This window comes from Providencia sp. wls1943, assembly GCF_009706275.1.
Taxonomy (GTDB): Bacteria; Pseudomonadota; Gammaproteobacteria; order Enterobacterales; family Enterobacteriaceae; genus Providencia; species Providencia zhijiangensis.
Genome location: NZ_WLTU01000022.1, coordinates 24,266 through 44,585, shown reverse-complemented (window position 1 = coordinate 44,585; position 20,320 = coordinate 24,266). Strand labels below are relative to the sequence as shown.

The following is a 20,320-nucleotide window of genomic DNA, read 5'->3' as shown; positions in this document are numbered from 1 at the left end:
TATTCCTTAATTAATTCATTCCACGATTAATTCATCACTATCTCTGTGTTAACACCCACTGCTTCACCCGCTGGCGAGACACTTTAATCCCCCCAGCTTTCAATTCAAGATCTAAATGATAAAATGCGATTGGTAATTGATACGGGGCTAATTTATCTTTTAGCCAATCCGCCAGCATGTTCAAGTCGATTGATTCATTAGCTTCGATCACTGCCACTGGACGCTGCCCAAATTGCACATCATCAACAGGAATAATAAAGCTTTGGTGCACATCAGGATGCGCATTGATCACCGCTTCAATATCTTCCGGCTGCACACACTCCCCACCACTGATAAACAGATTATCCAAACGGCCTAAAACCTGATATTCACCCTCAATAAAGGCGCCTTTGTCATTGGTTTTAAACCAGCCATCCACTAAATTTAAAGGATGTAATTGACCATCAAACCAATACCCTAAGGATTGGCTATCCGACTGAATTTGGATTTCATCATCCACCAGCCGTACTTGTTTACCCGTTAACGGAAGCCCCACACCTTTCTTACCATCTGTACGTTTAGCACACACGGTTGACGCCATTTCTGTCATCCCATAACCGCTCCAGCAGATAATACCGCGCTGCTCGGCTAGCGCCGTTAAACTGGTTGGGATCATGGCACCACCCAACAACACTTCTTTCAACGAAATATTCAATGGCATCTCGTCATTCAATAACCGCCACAGCTGAGTCGGTACTAATGATGCATGGGTGACACCCTGTAATGCTTCTGGCAATGGTGTAGAACGAATAGCGAGTTTTGCACCGCTCAGTAACCAACGCCATACAATCCCTTGCCCTGAAACGTGAAATAATGGCAACGAGAGTAACCAGCAATCCTCTTGCTGATAATTCATGGCATTCAGTACGCCCGCCGCACTGTTCAAGTGAGCCGAAACACTGTGTACTGCGGCTTTAGGTAACCCCGTTGAACCTGAGGTTAAAATTAGCGTTGCAGGTTGCCCTGCGATTTTCTGAAAGCTTACAGAAGGGAAATTATCATATTCAATAAAATGATGATAAAGCTGGTGGTCCAAATGGCGATAATCCGCTAACGCGTTCTGCTCATCGGTAAAATCAATCACTGCACCAATATCAAGATGCGGTAATAATTCATTTAATAACCGCTCAGGAAGGCGAGGATTAAGAGGCAAGACTTTCGCCCCACAAGCTAGCAATGCCAATTGACTGAGTAGTAATTCGACGGAATTTTTACCGCGCAAAGCGATACATTGCCCTTCTTTCACACCTTGCATCGTGAAGTAAGTGACTAAATCGGCAATTTGCTGATTTAACGCCGCCCACGTCACCGCGTCAGTATCCGTAAAAAGTGCAATGTTATTCGGTTGAAGACTGGCCCAATGCTGCCAAGGCCAGTCGGTAAAGCGGCTAGACGACAATGTTAACTCTGCCATACAACCGTCAGTTCATCTAACTGTTGAACAGGAATTTGGCATTGTGGCCAAGGCCTCACTAACTGAGATTGGATCAGTGAAACCGTATCTAAGCCTGGAATGGTGTTCGGTGTTAACCAATTTGCGACCCGCGCCAATTGGGTTAAACCAAAGCTACTTTCGATGGAGGAACTGATCACGGCTTGCATCCCTAACTGATGAGCTTGTTCCACCAAACTACGGCAATAACTCAAGCTGCCCGTTAAGGTCGGCTTAATAATAATCGCCGCCACACCCGGCTGTGCTTCGACTTTGAAGCCTTCTTCACGCACACTTTCATCCCATGCGATAGCGATGCCAGTCTCCGCGGAAAATTGCAAAGATTCCTCACGGGTTTTACATGGCTCTTCAAGAAACGCAATTCGTGCACGGTAATCTGGATTCACATATTTAGCAAAACCATCTGCTTTTGCTCGAGTCCAGCTACGGTTAGCATCTAAACGCAGCTTTAGCTCAGGCACCGCTTCCAATAATAAGTTTGCCACCATGCCATCACGTACAGCTTCGTAGAGCCCCACTTTCACTTTGGCGACTTTTTCCCCATCCATGGCATCGAGGCTTAGGATCAGGTCATCGGGGTCACCGCTACATAATGGCGCTTTACGATAATCCGCTTGTTGTGGAAGCTCACCGGTCAGCTCTGCTAATGCACAGCTACAGCCAAAGGCAACTGAAGGTAAATGGCTTGGCGTCATTGTGCCTTCATTCACCCATTCATTTAGCCATGCGATGGTGTCTGCGGTTGCTTCTTCCAAGGTTTCACGGCTAAATTCTGGCAGAGGTGAAATTTCCCCCCAGCCTTCGCTATCCCCATCTTGTAAACACACCAAAAGCCCATCACGGGTTTTTAGTCGTTGATAGCGAAGGATAACGCCTGCCTCCATCGGCAGGCTGAACGAGTAAAGTTTGGCTTTTCTCATTATGGGTTACGCTTATATTTAGAGAAATCTGGCGCACGTTTTTCGTTGAATGCGTTACGCCCTTCTTGACCTTCATCCGTCATATAGAACAGCATCGTTGCGTTACCCGCTAGCTCTTGCAGACCCGCTTGACCATCACAATCAGCGTTCAGTGCTGCTTTCAAGCAACGTAATGCCATTGGGCTATTTTCCAGCATTTCACGGCACCAGCGCACAGTTTCTTTTTCTAAGTCAGCATAAGGTACAACAGTGTTTACCAGCCCCATATCTAACGCTTCTTGGGCATTGTATTGACGGCACAGGAACCAAATTTCACGGGCTTTCTTTTGACCGACGATACGTGCCATATAAGATGCGCCCCAACCGCCATCAAACGAGCCAACTTTAGGGCCGGTTTGACCGAAAATCGCGTTATCGGCTGCGATAGTTAAATCACACATCATATGTAAAACGTGACCGCCACCGATAGAGAAACCAGCAACCATTGCCACGACAGGTTTTGGACAGGTACGAATTTGACGTTGGAAATCTAATACGTTCAGATGGTGCGTACCGCTTTCATCGCGATACCCGCCGTAGTCACCACGGATTTTCTGGTCACCACCTGCACAGAAGGCTTTTTCGCCTTCACCCGTTAGGATGATAGTCCCGATATGGTCGTCATAACGCGCGTCTGACAATGCTTGGATCATCTCTTTCACGGTTTGAGGACGGAATGCATTGCGCACTTCAGGGCGGTTAATGGTAATTTTAGCAATTCCTTCTGGGGATTTGTGATATCGAATATCATCAAAACCTTCTGAGCAATCTTGCCACTCAATCGGTGCGTACAGTTTTTCTTCGCTTGGATAAATCATTATCAAGTTCCTTTAACCACAGTGTGATAAAAAATAGTGAAGTGCAGCTGCGTAATGTTGGGGATTTTCCCGATGCGCATTATGCCCTGCATTCTCAATTAGCGTAAACGGCAATGCATATTGTTGCGAAACGCCTCGAAATTTTTGGTCTTTCTCACCGCAAAAATAGCAGTAAGGGACCGATAATTGCTTTAGTGACTCGACTAAAAACGGCTGTTTGGATAACGACGTGTTTTCCAACATATCAGCGACTGCTAGCGGGTTATTTTGACCCCGTAATCCCACCAGCTTTTCACGTTGGGCAAGAGTAAGGTCGGCAAAAACCGCTTGTTGGTACCAGTCATTCAAAACCTGTTCGATAGGCTGATGACGAAAACGCTCGGCCCAGCGATGGTCGTTATCCGCACGCGCAATACGTTCCTGTTCATTCGGTAAACCGACATTGCCCCCTTCTATCACCAAGCCTTGTAGCCCTTTATGAGCGCTAAAGCAGGCAAAGTGCATCGCTAAGCGTGCACCGAGCGAATAGCCAATCAACACATATTGTGAAGCCGAGTAATGCGCTAACAACTGAGTCAGTTGCTTGTCAAAATCCATAAAGCCTTGGCAATCGATGCTATGTGAATCACCATGCCCCGGCAAATCGACCACTAAACGCGGATAATTGGGGCAAGCCTCAACAATCGATGACCAATCATCGTGACTACCTAATAAACCATGAAGGAAAACTAACCACGGTGTTTTGTCGCCGTTGGCAGGTTGTTCCTGACTCGGATAATAGTGCGCAGCTAGCACGGTAAACTTTCCACGTCTTGCAGCAATTGTTTTAGGGTTCGAGCACCTTCATCCCCATCAACCACTAACTCAATCAGCAGTGTACCGTGTTGCTTGAGCCAGAATTCTTGCACTGTCTCTTTTAAGCTCGACCAATCTGTTGGCGCGCAGTATTGCAGACCAAACATCATCGCCGCACCTTCAAAGCTTACATTTTGTGGCATGCAATAATAGTTTTGGCGAGCTTCTGGGGAGGTTGGCAGCATCGAAAAAATTTGTCCGCCATTATTGTTTACTATAATCAATACGCTAGGAGCTGAAGGTTCACGCAATAATGCCAAACTGTTTAAGTCATACAGGGCGGAGATATCGCCGACGATACCGAGTGTTGGCTTCGCGGTTGCTCGCTGTACGCCAGCCATCGTCGAGATCAAACCATCAATGCCACTGGCACCACGGTTACTAAATACCGGGTAACCCGCTGGCAATTGAGCCAGTGCATCAATTAAACGCACAATTAAGCTATTCCCCACGAAAAGTTGCCCGCGAGGCGGGAGAAGCTCAGGGAGTTGATGCGCTACCGCAGCTTCAGAAAACTGGTTTTGCAGCTGAGTTTGAACATGTCGCAAGGTACGATTTGTTAAGTCCGTTAAGCCTTCGCACCATGCACCGCGCGGTTGAGCAGGATGTTGCTCTATCCACCCTTTTACGCTGCAAGTGAGCTTACGCCCCTGATGGTTGGCAGGATCTAAACGCCCAGGGATGGTATCAATTATCCAGTACTCTTGAGGATGACACTGGCTTTGCCACTGTAATGCGCGTTTTCCCGTTAAGCTGGAGCCAAATTGAACCACTAACTCTGCTTCATCTAACCAAGCTTTGGCGTTTGGGTGCTGTAACCATAAATCAGCACATGGATAAGGTTGTCCAGTCTGAGAGAGCACATCACCGATAACTGGCCAACCAAGTTCTGCAGCCCATTTTGCAACAAGCTCGCCATCGCTGCTACTCATACGTCCAGCGATAACGACCCCTTTTTTCTGGCGCCAAAAATACCAATCCACCACCAATGCGACTGTGTGAGTCGGAGGTTCACTTAGCCACGGGTGAGACGATTGCCACCAATCACCTAAACTCGCTTGCCACTCAGTTTCCCCTTCCGTTTCACCATATAATGGTTCAGCAAAAGGACAGTTCACATGAAATGCCCCATGGCGCAGCTGATTCATCCCGTTATCTAGCGCAGAAACCAACCATTTCGCTGAAATATCGCGAGTGGGTCTTGGTAACATGAGATTTTCAAACGGATGGCTAGCAAAAATGTGGGTTTGGCGAATAGCCTGATTAGCACCACAGTCAATTAATTCTGGTGGTCTATCTGCCGTAAGGAAAATCACTCTTTCCCCGGTTAATCCCGCTTCTATCAATGAGGGATAAAGGTTAGCAACCGCTGTACCAGAGGTGACAATCACACCAACAGGTTCGCCACTCGCTTTCGCAAGCCCAAGAGCAAGATGACCTAATCCGCGCTCATCAAAGTGCGTATGGCAATGCAGTTTTGCATTATTTGCAGCAGCTAACGTTAACGGCGTGGAGCGAGAGCCGGGAGCAATACAGATATTTTTCATTCCGTGGCGGGCTAGCGCCTCAATAATTACCTCAGCCCAACGGAGATTAAATGCTGAATTCGACATAATGTGCTCGGTAAATTATTCATGATGCTGAGTGTAATAGGATTGAGAAAAATTTCTTGATCTCAAAACAATTTTTCATGAACTAATTGAAAATAAAAAAGAAATAACCATTTTAGCTATAGGGTTTTTAGCCTATTTTTCATTGTGCTTGGTTTTTCATTGCGTTTTCAGTAAGGATTTTAGCCCAGCCGCTTTGTTTTCAATTTCTTCCCACTCTTGCTCGGGATCTGAACCGCTCACAATCCCTGCGCCTGAATAGAGGGAAATTTGGGCGCCATCAATTTGAGCACAACGCAGCGAAACCGCAAATTCACTGCGATTTAAACTGATAAAGCCACCTGTTCCAGCATACCACCCACGAGAAAATGGCTCGTGTTCGGCAAGGAATTCACGGGCAACGCGACGGGGTAAACCACATACCGCTGCTGTCGGTTGTAAACGCTGTAAACAGTCACTGTCTGAAGGCGCTAGCAGCGTTGCTGCAATAGAGCGATATAAATGTTGGATTTTTCTCAGACGGATCACCTTCGCGGGTGAAACATCAATACCTGTTACTGCACCTTGTAATTGCTGACAAATATCATCAACCACCACTAAATTTTCATGCTGGTTTTTACTGTCTTCCATTAACCATTTAGCATTTTCAGCCGCAATCGAATCATCGACATGGTTCGCAACTGTGCCAGCTAATGCTTCAGAGTTAAGTTGAGTACCTTGGCGCAAGTAAAGACGCTCTGGCGTCGATGACATAAATCCGGAATGCGCACTAAACGCCATCATAAAATGGTAGCAATGGTGATTCACTTTTTGGCTAGCGGATAGAAACTCTGCCACAGTGATAGGCTGAGATAGAGACAATTTGGTTTCCCGAGCCATCACCACCTTTTCCATTTTGCCTGCTCGCATATCGTGAATTGCCCCAGTGAGTAATGCACACCATTCGTCATGATCGGGTATATGCTGCTGTCCAATGATTTGAGTCGATAGTGGGAATACGTCGTTCGATGCCGAATTTAGCTGCTGTATAAATACAATGGCAGCTTGGAGATCCTGTGCACCATCAATGTTTAGCGCAACCGTCACCGTTGAGCGCAAGCGGAAGATTTCTAATCGAGGTAGAAAATAGAATGCGGATTCTCGCTTAAGGGTTTCATTGATACCTTCCCCCACACCATTCCAACCATTTAGCCCCCATAATCGCATATCGGGAATTTCAGTATGCTCCGAGATAAATTGCTCAGCATCCGTAATTGCATTAAATGATTTTACTGTGCCTAAAGCACTGCATTCCTCTGAACCAGTACGATGATACCAATAGAACTGAGGGTAGCTATCTTGGGACGATAACCACGCTAATCCCGGAAACGCCTCTTTTGTGTCCATCTTCCACGCTAAGCGGGTATATTCGTTAGAATTGAGTACTAATGTAGACAAATGGGTCAGAATTTCAGCTAATAATTTATCAATTTTTGTTTTTGTCACTTTAGATTCCCACTGCACCATCACAACAACGACATCGATTTACTTATAATTATTATATATCGCAATGTAATTTATTAATACATTCATTATTAATAGCACAAGATGTTTAAAAAACCGTCAGATAAAAATCAAAAATGATACGATTACGACATGTGCACGTTTTCGAAATCATGTCATATCAAGTTGTTAAATAAGAGCTTATACCCTTATCATTTGTATAAATTGACTATCAAGTTGCGAATTAAATATAAAATATTAATAATTCACCTTATAAACCATTTTTATTCTCTAATTAATTCTAGACATTGAATTCTAATTAAGATTAATTTCTTATTATTTAAAAACCATAATATTCACTTAGAAACTCAGTGACGGCTCTATATCTAAGTTTGAAAATGGTAATTTATGTAATAGATAAATATTTAAAACTACAACCAATGAGTTATTTTTTAGCGCTGATTTTCATTTTTTAATATCAACATAAGCTCTGCGTTTCTAGTAGGTTATGCGTTATAACTTTGAACGTGATAAGCCTATTGTTTATTACTATTAAAAACTTATAACGATAAAAATTTCACAGTAACTAGAAATCCATCATCATTAGAATCTTATAACTATTAAAAACGAAACGTAAATCGATAAATTAATCATCTAAGTAATAAGATAATTAGCTCTCTAACTTTATCATTCCATCTTCATTTAATTAATTGGAAATCCAGAATGAATACTCAGCTTAACTATGACCGAATTATTGAAAAGGAAAACATTGGCGATGCAACATTGGCATTATTAACCAATCAAGATTCCTTATCCGCAAGATCCGCAGGTATATTCACCCTTGAAGATTTAATTAATATTCACCGGCACATCCAGTTTGCTTTAACCCTTCCCACTAAAGAAATTGATATTTTCAAATGGTTCGGTATTAATGATGAAAATGATTCATTACTGCCAGCTAATGAGTTAACTGAGACAATCCTGAGTATTCGTAAACACGCCAACACCTGGGATAATGTTGAGCTCAAAGTGAAAGAGCAATCTATCGATTTATCTTTAACCAGTCGTAACATCATACAAACTGGCACCCAAATTCTTGAATATATTAACCATATGCCGATTATTCAAAAAATCTCAGACAGTTTAGACGATTTATCGGAGAGTGATTTAAATCAGATTACATACCAAAACGACGATCAACAAATTGCCACCGAACTTTTAAGTATTTTGCATTTAATAAAAGGAGATATAAAACAGCAATCGATTAAAACCATTAAAATTAAAAACACAGTCTCAGATTTTCGAGCTCATATTACCGGTGGATATCTTTCAGACTATACCCATGTAGATTCATTACTCTTCACAATAAAAGGACTATATCAACAATTAGAATCTAACGAGGCCCCCAGCAATAACGAGTCATTCTATAAAGAACTTATCGCCTTTAAGAAAAATGAACTACACCAATTAGAGCAGGAGTATAGCCACTTTGTTAAGCTTTGTTTTACAGGACTTGCGGGAGGCATTATTGGTTTAGTGATTACAGGCAGTATTTTTGGCGTAAAAGCAGAAAGCATCCGTGATAGGAAGAATAAATTAATTAAAGAAATCGAAGAAATAAATCACAAATTGCATCAAGAAGAGCTACTACAGAAAACTATCTTTGATATTCAAATTAATTTACAAAAAATTGAAGGCTTATTTAAAGATGCACGTCTCGCTATTGACCACTTAGATTATATGTGGCTCGTAATCCTCACAGAGGTTAAACAATCTATTGATATATTTGCAAGGATAAACAATGCAGAAAAACTGATCCGGTTTATCACGCAATTCAAACGTATCATCACATCTTGGACTTCTATTCAAGATTATTCAGTTCATTTGATTAAGCTATTTGATGAGCTACAAATCAATGAAAAAAACTCACAATAAAAGGCGTTAATATGCATGATAACCTCGATTTACCTATGCTACCCTCCATTGACATCTACCAATTAAGGTGTATTTCAAATAGCATTAGTTCTTTCAATAAAAATATTCTTAATTATGATTATATTATCTATGGTCGAATTCAAAAGATCGCAATTAAAATTGAAAGGCTCAATGAACTGATTAGAAATTCCGTTCCCATTCTAAAAATTAAATTGAATTATATTATTAGAAATGATGATTATACATTGCTATCGTATGAAAACAGTGATGATTTATCAGATATGCGCCGAAAAATTGCGATTACAGGCTTTGTAGATGACTTAATGGATGTCAAATTCGAACTTGAAAAGCTTATTTCAAAAACACGCTATACATTAGAATCATTATTAGTTTTTCATTTAAATGAGCCTAACAAACTAAAACTTTCACAATATACCAAACAAAAAGAGTTTCTTGTGAACTCTAAAAATAGTAAGCAATCCAAGGTCAACGAATTAAATAACAATCTCTCTGTGATCCTCGCTGCGGAAGATATTATATTAAAACATAAAATTACAGATTTCTTTGACCGATATTTTCAGGGGAAAGAACTTATCGACTCTATTGAGATTCAACCAAATAAAAAAGACATTTTGAAAGCGGCTATTAGTTATATCCGTAACTTATTAACCATGGTGGATGATGGGCTCGAATTTAGTCAACTGGTTGATGTAAGAATCTATATCAGTGACCAAATTATTGAGGCGCGCGAAGAGATAAATACGATGGATAATAATATATTTCGACTCTCGCAGCTCATGAGCTATGCCAATGATATCAATCAAATAGAGGTCCACAAACAGACCATTATCACTCAAGCTAGTGCGTTAAAATCTTATTGGGAATCTTGGTGTGGGTTTATGAGTGAGAAAGTCTCTGAGGAGTGTTTGAATTTCAGTCAAATTAAAACCGTTAGCCAAATGCTAATGACCTATTTGAACGATATTGAGTATCAATATCAACGACAATTACCAGATTAAAAAAAGCCCCGTTACTGTTAAGTAGCGGGGCTTTTATCGCAACTGATTTGTTGACTCTAAACGAGTTATCTATCTAAACTTAGTTAAGAGGTGGCAGTGTTGATGTAGCAATATCAATAATCGGTTGTGGCCACAGACCAAACACGATAACCGCTATCGCACACAGCGCCGCAAACACAGTTCCCAACGTCATTTTTTGTGGGCCAGTATAACGGTCTGTATGTTCTGCATCACGGCTATACAAGCTCGCCATAAAGCGCAAGTAGTAGAATAATCCAAGTGCACTACCTACCACAACAGCCCCAGTTAACCACCACAATTGTGCGTAAACGGCCGAAAGAATGGCATAGAACTTACCGATGAATCCAAGTGTAATTGGAATACCCGCTAGAGATAACATCATCACTGTCATCACCATGGCCAAGACTGGCTTGTGCCAGAATAAGCCGCGAAATGCACTAAAGTCATCTTGGTCATCACCACGGTATGGGCTCGAAATCACGCTAACCACACCAAACGCCCCCAAGCTCGCTAATAAATAGCTCACTAGGTAGATAGCAATGGTGACTTGCGCCAATTGAGCATCCACACGCATTGCCACTAACGTAACCAGTAAGTAACCCATATGGGCGATAGATGAGTAACCAAGCAGACGCTTAGCGCTCTTCTGAGTCAATGCCAGTAAGTTACCAAACAAGATTGACGCAATTGCAATCACACCAACAACAGCTAATAACGTATCTGTTTGCGCGATACCATCAACATGTGTAATCGGTGCTTCTAAGAAGATACGAACCAATACCGCAAAGATAGCGATTTTACTGCCGGTTGCTAAGAAAGCGGCAACAGGCGCAGGCGCACCTTGATAAACGTCTGGCGTCCATAATTGGAATGGGAACAACGATAATTTAAAACCGAAGCCCACAATCATCATGCCTAAACCGACTAAAATCAGAGGCGCGTGAATGCTGCTATTCGCTAAGCTTTGACCGACTACGCTGAAGCTTAAGCTACCTGATTCTGCGTATAATAAAGCGATACCAAACAGCAGGAATGAAGACGCGGCTGCGGATAACACCATATACTTGATACCCGCTTCTAAAGTACGGCTACGCTCAAAGGTATAAGCAACCAGACCAAACAATGGGATAGAGATCAATTCGATACCGATAAACATCGAAGCCATATGGTTCGACATCCCCAGCAGAACGCCACCCGTTACCGCAATGCTCAATAAGAGGTAAAACTCTTCTTTGTTATCATTAAAGCCTTCTAACCAATGATAAGCAAAAATAGCGGTACCCATACCTGCGATCAGAACCAGTCCTGAGTAGAACAGAGCAAAACCATCAACTAACAGCAGTGAAGTCACTGCTCTTGGCAGTAATGCTTCCTCACCCACTGATGTAGGAATGGCATAGCCATTAACCCAAATCAGTGAAACAAATGTCAGGAGAAAGCCAACAACCGTTATTGCGGCACTGGTTAAGTGATCTCGCCGCCACGCAATTGACAGCATCACAATCACTGCGGTCAATCCGGAAAGGATTAACGGCAGCATTGCTAACACTTCTAAAGTTGTTATTGTCATGGCGAATTACTACCCTTGTGTTGAAAGTGAAGCAGAATACAGGTTATGTAGTGTTTCCATCGAACCCGCAGACGTATCTAAGATAGGTTGTGGGTAGAAACCAATGATAACCAATAAAGCCGCCAGAACCAGTAAAACACCAAACTCACGAGCCGTTAGCCCTTTCAGTTCAGTGTCTGATTTCGGCGTTCCGTAGTAAGTCTGCTGCATCATCCAGAGTGCATAGATAGAGGCAAACACCACACCAAACACCATAATACAGGTCACTAATGTGAATTGGCTAAAGCTACCGAAGAAGATCATGAATTCGCCGATAAAGTTACCTGTGCCTGGCATACCTAAAGTTGCTGCGGCAAAGAACAGGGATAAACCCGGTAACCATTTGATGCGTTTCCATAATCCACCCATCATACGCATATCACGGGTCTGAGTACGTTCGTACAACTGACCACTGATAATAATCAGCGCCGCACCCGACAGACCGTTAGTAATCATTTGCACCACTGCACCTTGATAGGCCAGTGTTGATGCTGCGTAGATAGCAACAGTCACAAAGCCCATGTGGGACAAGCTACTGTACGCCGCTAAACGTTTAATATCCGTCTGTTTGAATGCTAACCATGCACCGTAGAAGATACTGATCACACCCAGCGTCATTGCCACTGGCGTGAATTGCAGTGAAGCTTCAGGAAACAGTGGCAGTACAAAACGTAATAAACCGTATGCGGCTGTTTTCAGCATGATACCGGAGATATCGACAGAACCCGCCGTTGGCGATTGTTCTTGGGTATCGGCCATCCAACCGTGGAATGGCACTAATGGCATTTTTACTGCGAAAGCAATAAAGAAGCCCAGCATCAGTAAGAAACTAGCAGTACCTGACAACGCACTTTCAGTACCTAACAACGCGTTATAGTCGAATGTCAGTTCATTGAACGCAATCCAGTGAAGGATAACCAAACCGACAATCGCCACCAGCATGATCAAACCACTGACTTGCGTATAGATAAAGAATTTTGTCGCTGCCTTAACATGTTGACGGTTACCTGACCCTTTGTGTCCCCAATTCGCAATCAGGAAGTACATCGGGATCAACATCATCTCCCAGAAGAAGAAGAATAAGAACAGGTCAACCGCCGTAAAGATCCCCATCACACCTGCAATAATCCATAACAGGTTAAAGTGATAAGCACCTTGGTTCTCTTGCTGTTCGCTCCACGAACTGAGGATTGAAAACGCGCCCATGATGGCGGTTAACACCACCATCAATAGCGATAATCCATCAACCGCTAACGAGAAATTGATACCTAGCGCAGGGATCCATTCCGTTGAGTATGTACTTTGCCACTCTGGAATACCTTGCGGGTTAACCAGCGAATAATCCCCTTGCGCCCAAAATAGTACCGCAAGGATAAGCGTGATCCCCATTGTCCCCAGCGCAACCCAACGAGGTGCACGGTGACTAAATCGGTCAGCCTGCCAGCTTAGCAGGGCACCGATAAAGGGAATAAGTATTAGCCAATATAATTGCATGGCGCAATGTGTCCCTTAATTAAACCAAAAGCAGCAGAGCAAGAATCAGCACTGCACCCAGCCCCAGAGAGGCAACATACCAACGGATCTGACCGTTTTCACTCACTGCTAGCCCTTTGTTTGCCCAACGTGAAAGATGTGCAGGGATATTCATCAGTGAGTTAATCGGATCGCTTTCGAGTAACCATGCAATCCCTTTGAAAGGTTTTACAAAAATTACATCATACAACCAGTCGAAGCCCCATGCGTGGTACCACCACGTTGAGAAGAAACGACCAATTGCTGTTTTCGCAATCGCATCAACGATAGAACGTCTAAACAGATAGAGGAACGTCGCAATCAACAGACCTGCGATAGCAAAACCACCCGAGATAGCTTCGATGAACAGTTTACCGTCTTCAGCTTCCATTGGTTTTGCAGGGAATACGCCCTCTAATGGCTGATGGATCATTGCACCCACGAAGGTTGCGAGAATTGCCAAAATAGCCAGTGGTATAGTGTGAGTGATGCCTTTAACTTTATGCGCTTTGATTTTTGCTTCACCGTGGAATACGATGAAAATCATACGGAAGGTGTAAATTGCGGTCATTAATGCACCGAGGATACCCGCCCATAACAGCACAGTTTGTCCATCCACTTTCGCGCCCCACAAGATGGCATCTTTACTGTAGAAACCAGAAGTAAACAGAGGCAACGCGGCCAATGCACTACCACCGATTAACATCACAATATAAACGAATGGAATCTGCTTACGCAGGCCACCCATCTTGAAGATGTTTTGCTCGTGATGACACGCGATGATCACCGAACCTGCGGACAGGAACAGTAATGCTTTGAAGAAGGCGTGAGTCATTAAGTGGAAAATTGCCGCATCCCATGCTTGTACGCCCAGCGCCAAGAACATATAGCCAATCTGGCTCATAGTCGAGTAAGCAAGAACGCGTTTGATATCCGTTTGAACCAGTGCTGCGAAACCTGCAAACAGCAATGTTACCGCACCCACAACACCCACTAAATGCAGAATGTCTGGTGTTAACAGGAATAGCCCATGAGTACGCGCAATTAAGTACACACCAGCAGTAACCATGGTTGCGGCGTGGATCAGTGCAGAAACAGGTGTTGGACCCGCCATCGCATCGGCTAACCATGTTTGTAATGGTAACTGAGCTGATTTACCGACTGCGCCGCCTAATAACATCAGCGTTGCCCAGTTCAGCATCGATAAGCCTTCCGGAGACAACTGAACCGCACGTTGTGCCATTTCGCTGAAGTTTAAGGTGCCCAGTTCGTTGTACAGGATAAACATGCCGATAGCCAAGAACACATCACCGATACGGGTCACGAAGAAGGCTTTCATTGCCGCTTTGCCGTTCTCTGGGTTAGTGTAATAGAAACCAATCAACAGATAACTGCACAGCCCTACCCCTTCCCAACCCAGATACATCAGCATCATGTTATCAGCCAGCACTAATACCACCATGCTCGCGATAAACAAGTTAGTGTAAGTGAAGAAACGTGAGTAACCTTCCTCGCCACGCATATACCAAGAGGCATACACATGAATAAGGAAGCCCACACCCGTTACCACACCTAACATGGTCAGAGAAAGACCATCAAGGGACAGGCTAAATGGAATGGTGAAATTACCCACAGACATCCAAGTCCATAACATTTGTGGGTATGGCTCATATCCACCATTAGCTAAAACAGGTTGGGCTAAAAACTCAGAGCCTGCATAAAATGCAACTAGAGCGGCCAGACCCACTGAGCCTGCACCGATAATCGCAGATACATTTTCTGACCAACGACCGCGGGAAAATGCGAGAAGCACAGACCCTAACAGCGGGAACAGAATCGTTAAATAGAGTAAGTTCATTCGCGCATCTCACTGACTTTATCAATGTTCAGGTTTTGACGATGACGATGGAGTTGCAGTAACAACGCCAATCCAATACTCGCCTCCGCTGCCGCCAGAGTGATTGCCAGAATATACATAATCTGACCATCTGGTTGCCCCCAAAAACTGCCCGCGACCACAAAGGCTAATGCCGTTGCGTTCACCATGATTTCCAGTCCGATCAGCATGAAAAGCAGGTTGCGGCGAATAACAAGACAACTCAGTCCCATTACAAAGATAATTGCCGCTAAAATCAGACCATGTTGAAGAGGTATCATTGTTTCTCCCCCGCATTACGGCTGTTGCTGACAAGATCAGCGCTGTTTTCTGAACGGTCACGACCCACGTGGAAGGCAACAACCAGACCCGCGAGTAATAATAACGATGCTAATTCAACGGCTAAGACGTAAGGACCAAACAAGCTGATACCCACTTCTTTCGCTGTGATAATCACACCTTCCGTTTTTTCTTGGTGAGAAAGGCTGGTGATCCCATACACTAAAATACCCAGTAAAACAGCAGATAACACTGCGGGACCAATCCACGTTTTCGGTGTTAACCAAGCGCGCTCTTGTTCTTGTACTGAGCGACCTAAGTTCAACATCATTACCACGAAAACAAACAGAACCATAATGGCGCCAGCGTAAACGATAATCTCCAATGCTCCGGCAAAATACGCACCGAGCGAGAAGAACACCATTGACAGTGCCAACAGAGAAACCACCAGATACAGTAGCGCATGCACTGGATTGGTATTAGTAATCACCCTCAAAGTTGCTAGAACAGCAACTAGACCGGCGATATAAAATGTAAATTCCATGAATATCGCTCCTTACGGCAACAGGTCTTTGACGTTGATAGGTTTCGCTTCGTTATCCGCTTCGCCTTTATCTTTACCTGCGATCGCCATACCTGATTTACGGTAAAAGTTATAATCAGGGTATTTACCTGGCCCTGAAATCAACAGGTCGTTTTTCTCATAAACCAGATCCTGACGACGCCAATCTGCCATTTCGAAATCTGGCGTCAATTGGATTGCCGTGGTTGGGCAAGCCTCTTCACACAGACCACAGAAAATGCAGCGGGAGAAGTTCACGCGGAAAAATTCGGGATACCAGCGTCCATCTTCGTGCTCGGCTTTTTGCAGTGAAATACATCCCACTGGGCAAGCAACCGCACACAAGTTACACGCAACACAACGCTCTTCACCATCAGGATCGCGCGTTAGCACGATGCGCCCACGGTAACGGGGTGGCAGATAAACCGGCTCTTCTGGGTACATTTGCGTTTCCCGTTTATCGAACGCATGTAGACCCACCATCCAAATACTGCGTACTTGGGTGGCGAAACCGACCAATAACTCTTTTAATGTCATGGTTCAATCACCCCTTACTGAGCGTTGTATAAAATCACTGCTGCGGTACCCAGCAGGTTAAGCAGTGTCAGTGGCAGACAAATTTTCCAGCCGAAGGACATTACTTGGTCATAACGTGGACGCGGTAATGAAGCACGGATCAAGATGAACATCATCATGAAGAAGGCTGTTTTAATCGCAAACCACAGGAAAGCAGGCAGGAACGGACCATGCCAACCACCAAAGAACAGCGTTACAATCAGCGCGGACACCGTCACGATACCGATATATTCACCCACGAAGAACAGACCGAATTTCATCCCGGAATATTCCACATGGTAACCGTCGGCAATCTCTTGCTCCGCTTCTGGCTGGTCAAATGGATGACGGTGACATACCGCGACACCCGCAATCGCAAACGTGATAAAACCAAAGAATTGTGGGATCACGTTCCACATACCCTCTTGGGAATTCACGATGTCGATTAAGTTGAATGAACCCGCTTGTGCGACCACACCCATCAATGACAAGCCTAAGAACACTTCATAACTCACCGTTTGAGCTGATGCACGCATCGCACCCAATAAGGAGTATTTGTTGTTACTTGACCAACCGGCGAACAGTACCGCGTACACAGCCAGACCTGCCATCATCAGGAAGAATAAGATCCCGATGTTCAGATCAGCGACGTGCCAAGTCGGACTGACTGGCACAATGGCAAACGCTAAGAACAGAGAACAAAATGCGATAACTGGGGCAAGCGTAAAGATTTTCTTGTCCGCAAACTCTGGGATCCAGTCCTCTTTAAACAGCATTTTGAACATGTCGGCAATCAGTTGTCCCATTCCAAATGGACCCACACGGTTAGGACCGTAACGGTTTTGGAATAGACCGAGAATACGGCGTTCGCCGAGACTCATGTATGCCCCGCAGGTCACGACAACCAGCAAGATGACAACCGATTTAAGGATGGAAATCAGGACTTCCATCACCGCAGGAGAAATCCAATCCATCATGCGCCCCTCCGCAGATTATTCACTGACACGCCCGCCATTACCGGAGCAATTCCTGGCATACCCAGAGGTAAACCGATTTGCCCCACAGCAAGGTGCTGACTAATACGCACTGGCAGGTTAAAGGTTTGACCTGCATGACTAAATTCAGCTTTCACGCCAGTATTTAGCCCCAGTGCTGCCGCATCTTGCGCGTTCAACATGATATAAGGCTCTGGCATACGCTGCTGAATGACATCAGAACGTTGTGAGGTTTCATCACTACCAAACAGATGATAGTAAGGCGCCACAACCCACTGTGCTTCGCCGCTTTGGTAAGCCGCAGGAACCTCAGTGAAGTACGCTAATTTACTTTCTGTCGAATTGAATAAACGCACGCCCGGATCACCAAAGAGTAAGTGTCCGCCCACTTCTGCTTGGAATTTGTTCCATGCTTGTGGTGAGTTCCAGCCCGGTGCCCATGCAAATGGAATTTGCTGACGTGGTGCTTTCGGTTGGTTATTCCCTTCCATTGAGAACGCAAATGGTGAGTCTATATCTTGCGGTTGACGCGGTTCATGAACCGATTTGTCCGCCAGCATTGCCGTACGGCCGCTGTAACGATGCGGTTCACGCGCCAGTTTCTGTCCACGAATGCGGAAAGAGGCTTTCGGTGCCGTATCTCTAATACCCGCAAACTGTGGCAGAGCTGCCACACACTCTTCGATAACGTGGTCTAATTGCGACCAATCCGCATCACGTTGCTGCGCTTCAGTTTGCAGAGAATGCATCCAGCGCCAGCTTTCGTTCATCACGATGCTGTTATCGTAGTAAGTTGGGTCAAAAACTTGGAAGAAACGCTGAGCACGACCTTCTTGGTTGATAAGCGTACCGTCTGCTTCAGCAAAACTTGCCGCTGGCAGCACTAATGTCGCTTTATCCATGATGTCCGTGTGCTGGTGGTCTGCCACGATCAGGTGCTTCAATTTCGCTAATGCGCTATTGACGGCATCCACGGTGCTGTGACGGTAAAGGTCATTTTCCATCACGATAGCCACATCCGCTTCGTTCGCTTCAATGCGAGAGAACGCATTCTCTAATGGCAATGCGTTCATCATCGCGAGGCCAAAGCTGTTGGCATGAGGCGCGACATAAGACAGACCGACGTTCGCCCCTTTCGCTTTCAGTGCAAATGCGACGTTAGCTGCGGCTTCAATCATCGCATCGCTAGCGCTATGGCTACCACTGATAATCAGCGGTTTTTTCGCACCCGCTAAAGCTTGAGCCACAGTTTCTACTTTCGCTTTCACATCAGCTGGTAAATCATTCACTGCTGGTGCGTCACCGTTGATCAGGTTAGCAATCGCAAAACCGAAACGCGCTTGATCAGCCACTGGTGCACGGTAGTTGTATGCCGCGACATCATCTAAACGCGTGTCATCCACGTTAGTGATAAACAGCGGGTACTTGGCATGTTGACCAATGTTTTGAATCGCCGCGATTTGCCAGTCAGCCACTTTCTGTGCCGCTGCCATTTCACGGGCTTTACCTTTCACCGCTTGGCGAACAGATAATGCCATACGTGCGCCCGTCTGAGTCAAATCTTCACCCAGAACTAACACCGCATCGTAGCCTTCGATTTCACGCAATGTAGGGGTGTAAACACCGCCGTTTTGCAGGATGTTTTGCATCAGCGCTAAGCGACGCTGTTCATCCTTAGAAATGCCGGAGTAGAAGTTTTCCGCACCGACTAAAGCACGCAGTGCGTAGTTGCTTTCGACGCTAGCACGTGGGGAGCCGATACCAATCACTTTCTTCGCTTGATTGATGATCTGCGCACCGCTTTGCATCGCTTCAATCGCCGAAACCACCTGCTGTACGCCATCTTTGGTTAACAGCGCTTGGCGAGGACGGTCTTTACGGTTTACGTAACCATAACCGAAGCGACCACGGTCACACAGGAAGTAATGGTTTACAGAACCGTTATAGCGGTTTTCAATACGGCGCAGTTCACCATAACGCTCACCTGGGCTGGTATTACAACCGATGCTGCACTGTTGGCAGATACCCGGTGCAAATTGCATATCCCATTTACGGTTATAGCGTTCTGAGTGCGTTTTGTCGGTGAATACCCCTGTTGGGCACACTTCGACGAGGTTACCGGAAAATTCACTTTCCAGCGTGCCGTCTTCAGTACGACCAAAGTAGACATAGTTATGCGCGCCATACACACCTAAGTCGGTGCCATCGGCATAATCTTTGTAGTAACGAACGCAACGGTAACACGCGATACAGCGGTTCATTTCATGACTAATGAATGGACCGAGATCTTGGTTTACGTGCGTGCGTTTTGTAAAACGATACTTACGCATGGTATGACCGGTCATCACCGTCATATCTTGTAAGTGGCAGTTACCACCTTCCTCACAGACTGGGCAGTCGTGTGGGTGGTTGGTCATCAGCCATTCAACAACACTTTCACGGAATTGTTTGGCTTCTTCATCATCGATTGAGATGTAAGTACCTTCCGTTGCCGGTGTCATACAAGACATCACGAGGCGACCACGAGTGTCATCCGCGTTTTGATACTGCTTCACCGCACACTGGCGGCAAGCGCCAACGCTTCCCAGCGCCGGATGCCAGCAAAAATAAGGAATATCTAGCCCCAACGATAAGCAGGCTTGTAACAGGTTTTCAGACCCGTTTACGTCATATTCTTTGCCGTCTACATATATCGTAGCCATAGTCAGCATGCTTCCCAAAGGCCCGCGTTAGCAGGCGTT

16 protein-coding genes are annotated in these 20,320 nt (G+C 45.0%); 2 read left to right on the top strand and 14 right to left on the bottom strand.

The window, feature by feature from the left end:
• Nucleotides 1-37 precede the first annotated feature (37 nt).
• The 6 genes from menE to GKR48_RS11220 all read right to left on the bottom strand — a co-directional run bounded on the left by menE (nt 38) and on the right by GKR48_RS11220 (nt 7,219).
• Nucleotides 38-1,453: an o-succinylbenzoate--CoA ligase gene (menE, locus tag GKR48_RS11245; protein WP_154628147.1), complete on the bottom strand. Its 1,416-nt coding sequence runs from the start codon at nt 1,451-1,453 to the stop codon at nt 38-40.
• On the bottom strand, nt 1,441-2,412 hold the full coding sequence (gene menC / locus GKR48_RS11240; protein ID WP_154628146.1) for an o-succinylbenzoate synthase: 972 nt from the start codon (nt 2,410-2,412) through the stop codon (nt 1,441-1,443). The genes menE and menC overlap by 13 nt, the downstream gene beginning before the upstream one ends.
• Nucleotides 2,412-3,269, bottom strand: a complete 858-nt coding sequence (gene menB, locus GKR48_RS11235; RefSeq protein ID WP_154602869.1) for a 1,4-dihydroxy-2-naphthoyl-CoA synthase — start codon at nt 3,267-3,269, stop codon at nt 2,412-2,414. Before menB ends, menC begins: the two co-directional genes overlap by 1 nt.
• A gap of 12 nt (nt 3,270-3,281) precedes the next feature.
• Nucleotides 3,282-4,064: a 2-succinyl-6-hydroxy-2,4-cyclohexadiene-1-carboxylate synthase gene (gene menH / locus GKR48_RS11230; protein ID WP_336431151.1), complete on the bottom strand. Its 783-nt coding sequence runs from the start codon at nt 4,062-4,064 to the stop codon at nt 3,282-3,284.
• Nucleotides 4,058-5,737: a 2-succinyl-5-enolpyruvyl-6-hydroxy-3-cyclohexene-1-carboxylic-acid synthase gene (gene menD / locus GKR48_RS11225; protein WP_154628145.1), complete on the bottom strand. Its 1,680-nt coding sequence runs from the start codon at nt 5,735-5,737 to the stop codon at nt 4,058-4,060. Before menD ends, menH begins: the two co-directional genes overlap by 7 nt.
• Before the next feature lie 156 nt (nt 5,738-5,893).
• Nucleotides 5,894-7,219 (bottom strand): isochorismate synthase, encoded by a 1,326-nt coding sequence (locus GKR48_RS11220; RefSeq protein ID WP_336431150.1) that lies wholly within the window; start codon nt 7,217-7,219, stop codon nt 5,894-5,896.
• Nucleotides 7,220-7,939: 720 nt separating this feature from the next.
• On the opposite strand from GKR48_RS11220, the gene GKR48_RS11215 reads away from it, so the two are divergent.
• The gene (locus tag GKR48_RS11215; RefSeq protein ID WP_154628144.1) at nt 7,940-9,151 is read left to right on the top strand and encodes an alpha-xenorhabdolysin family binary toxin subunit A; all 1,212 of its coding nucleotides are present in this window, start codon (nt 7,940-7,942) and stop codon (nt 9,149-9,151) included.
• Nucleotides 9,152-9,162: 11 nt separating this feature from the next.
• On the top strand, nt 9,163-10,170 hold the full coding sequence (locus GKR48_RS11210; RefSeq protein WP_154628143.1) for an alpha-xenorhabdolysin family binary toxin subunit B: 1,008 nt from the start codon (nt 9,163-9,165) through the stop codon (nt 10,168-10,170).
• Nucleotides 10,171-10,249: 79 nt separating this feature from the next.
• Here GKR48_RS11210 and nuoN read toward each other — a convergent pair whose 3' ends face one another.
• Genes nuoN through nuoG form a run of 8 tightly spaced genes read right to left on the bottom strand, consistent with a single transcriptional unit; the run spans nt 10,250 to nt 20,290 of the window.
• Nucleotides 10,250-11,761: an NADH-quinone oxidoreductase subunit NuoN gene (nuoN, locus tag GKR48_RS11205; protein WP_154628142.1), complete on the bottom strand. Its 1,512-nt coding sequence runs from the start codon at nt 11,759-11,761 to the stop codon at nt 10,250-10,252.
• A 9-nt stretch (nt 11,762-11,770) separates the two neighbouring features.
• A complete protein-coding gene (nuoM, locus tag GKR48_RS11200) occupies nt 11,771-13,294 on the bottom strand; it encodes an NADH-quinone oxidoreductase subunit M (RefSeq protein ID WP_154628141.1) in 1,524 nt (507 codons plus the stop codon).
• A gap of 19 nt (nt 13,295-13,313) precedes the next feature.
• Nucleotides 13,314-15,170, bottom strand: coding sequence for an NADH-quinone oxidoreductase subunit L (nuoL, locus tag GKR48_RS11195; RefSeq protein ID WP_154628140.1), 1,857 nt, complete (start codon nt 15,168-15,170; stop codon nt 13,314-13,316).
• Nucleotides 15,167-15,469 (bottom strand): NADH-quinone oxidoreductase subunit NuoK, encoded by a 303-nt coding sequence (gene nuoK, locus GKR48_RS11190; RefSeq protein ID WP_006660292.1) that lies wholly within the window; start codon nt 15,467-15,469, stop codon nt 15,167-15,169. Before nuoK ends, nuoL begins: the two co-directional genes overlap by 4 nt.
• The gene (gene nuoJ / locus GKR48_RS11185) at nt 15,466-16,011 is read right to left on the bottom strand and encodes an NADH-quinone oxidoreductase subunit J (protein ID WP_036952750.1); all 546 of its coding nucleotides are present in this window, start codon (nt 16,009-16,011) and stop codon (nt 15,466-15,468) included. The genes nuoK and nuoJ overlap by 4 nt, the downstream gene beginning before the upstream one ends.
• 12 nt (nt 16,012-16,023) lie before the next feature.
• Nucleotides 16,024-16,566: an NADH-quinone oxidoreductase subunit NuoI gene (nuoI, locus tag GKR48_RS11180; RefSeq protein ID WP_004259834.1), complete on the bottom strand. Its 543-nt coding sequence runs from the start codon at nt 16,564-16,566 to the stop codon at nt 16,024-16,026.
• A gap of 14 nt (nt 16,567-16,580) precedes the next feature.
• Entirely contained in the window at nt 16,581-17,558 is a 978-nt protein-coding gene (gene nuoH, locus GKR48_RS11175; RefSeq protein WP_036952747.1) for an NADH-quinone oxidoreductase subunit NuoH, read from the bottom strand.
• On the bottom strand, nt 17,558-20,290 hold the full coding sequence (gene nuoG / locus GKR48_RS11170) for an NADH-quinone oxidoreductase subunit NuoG (RefSeq protein WP_154628139.1): 2,733 nt from the start codon (nt 20,288-20,290) through the stop codon (nt 17,558-17,560). Before nuoG ends, nuoH begins: the two co-directional genes overlap by 1 nt.
• Nucleotides 20,291-20,320 lie beyond the last annotated feature (30 nt).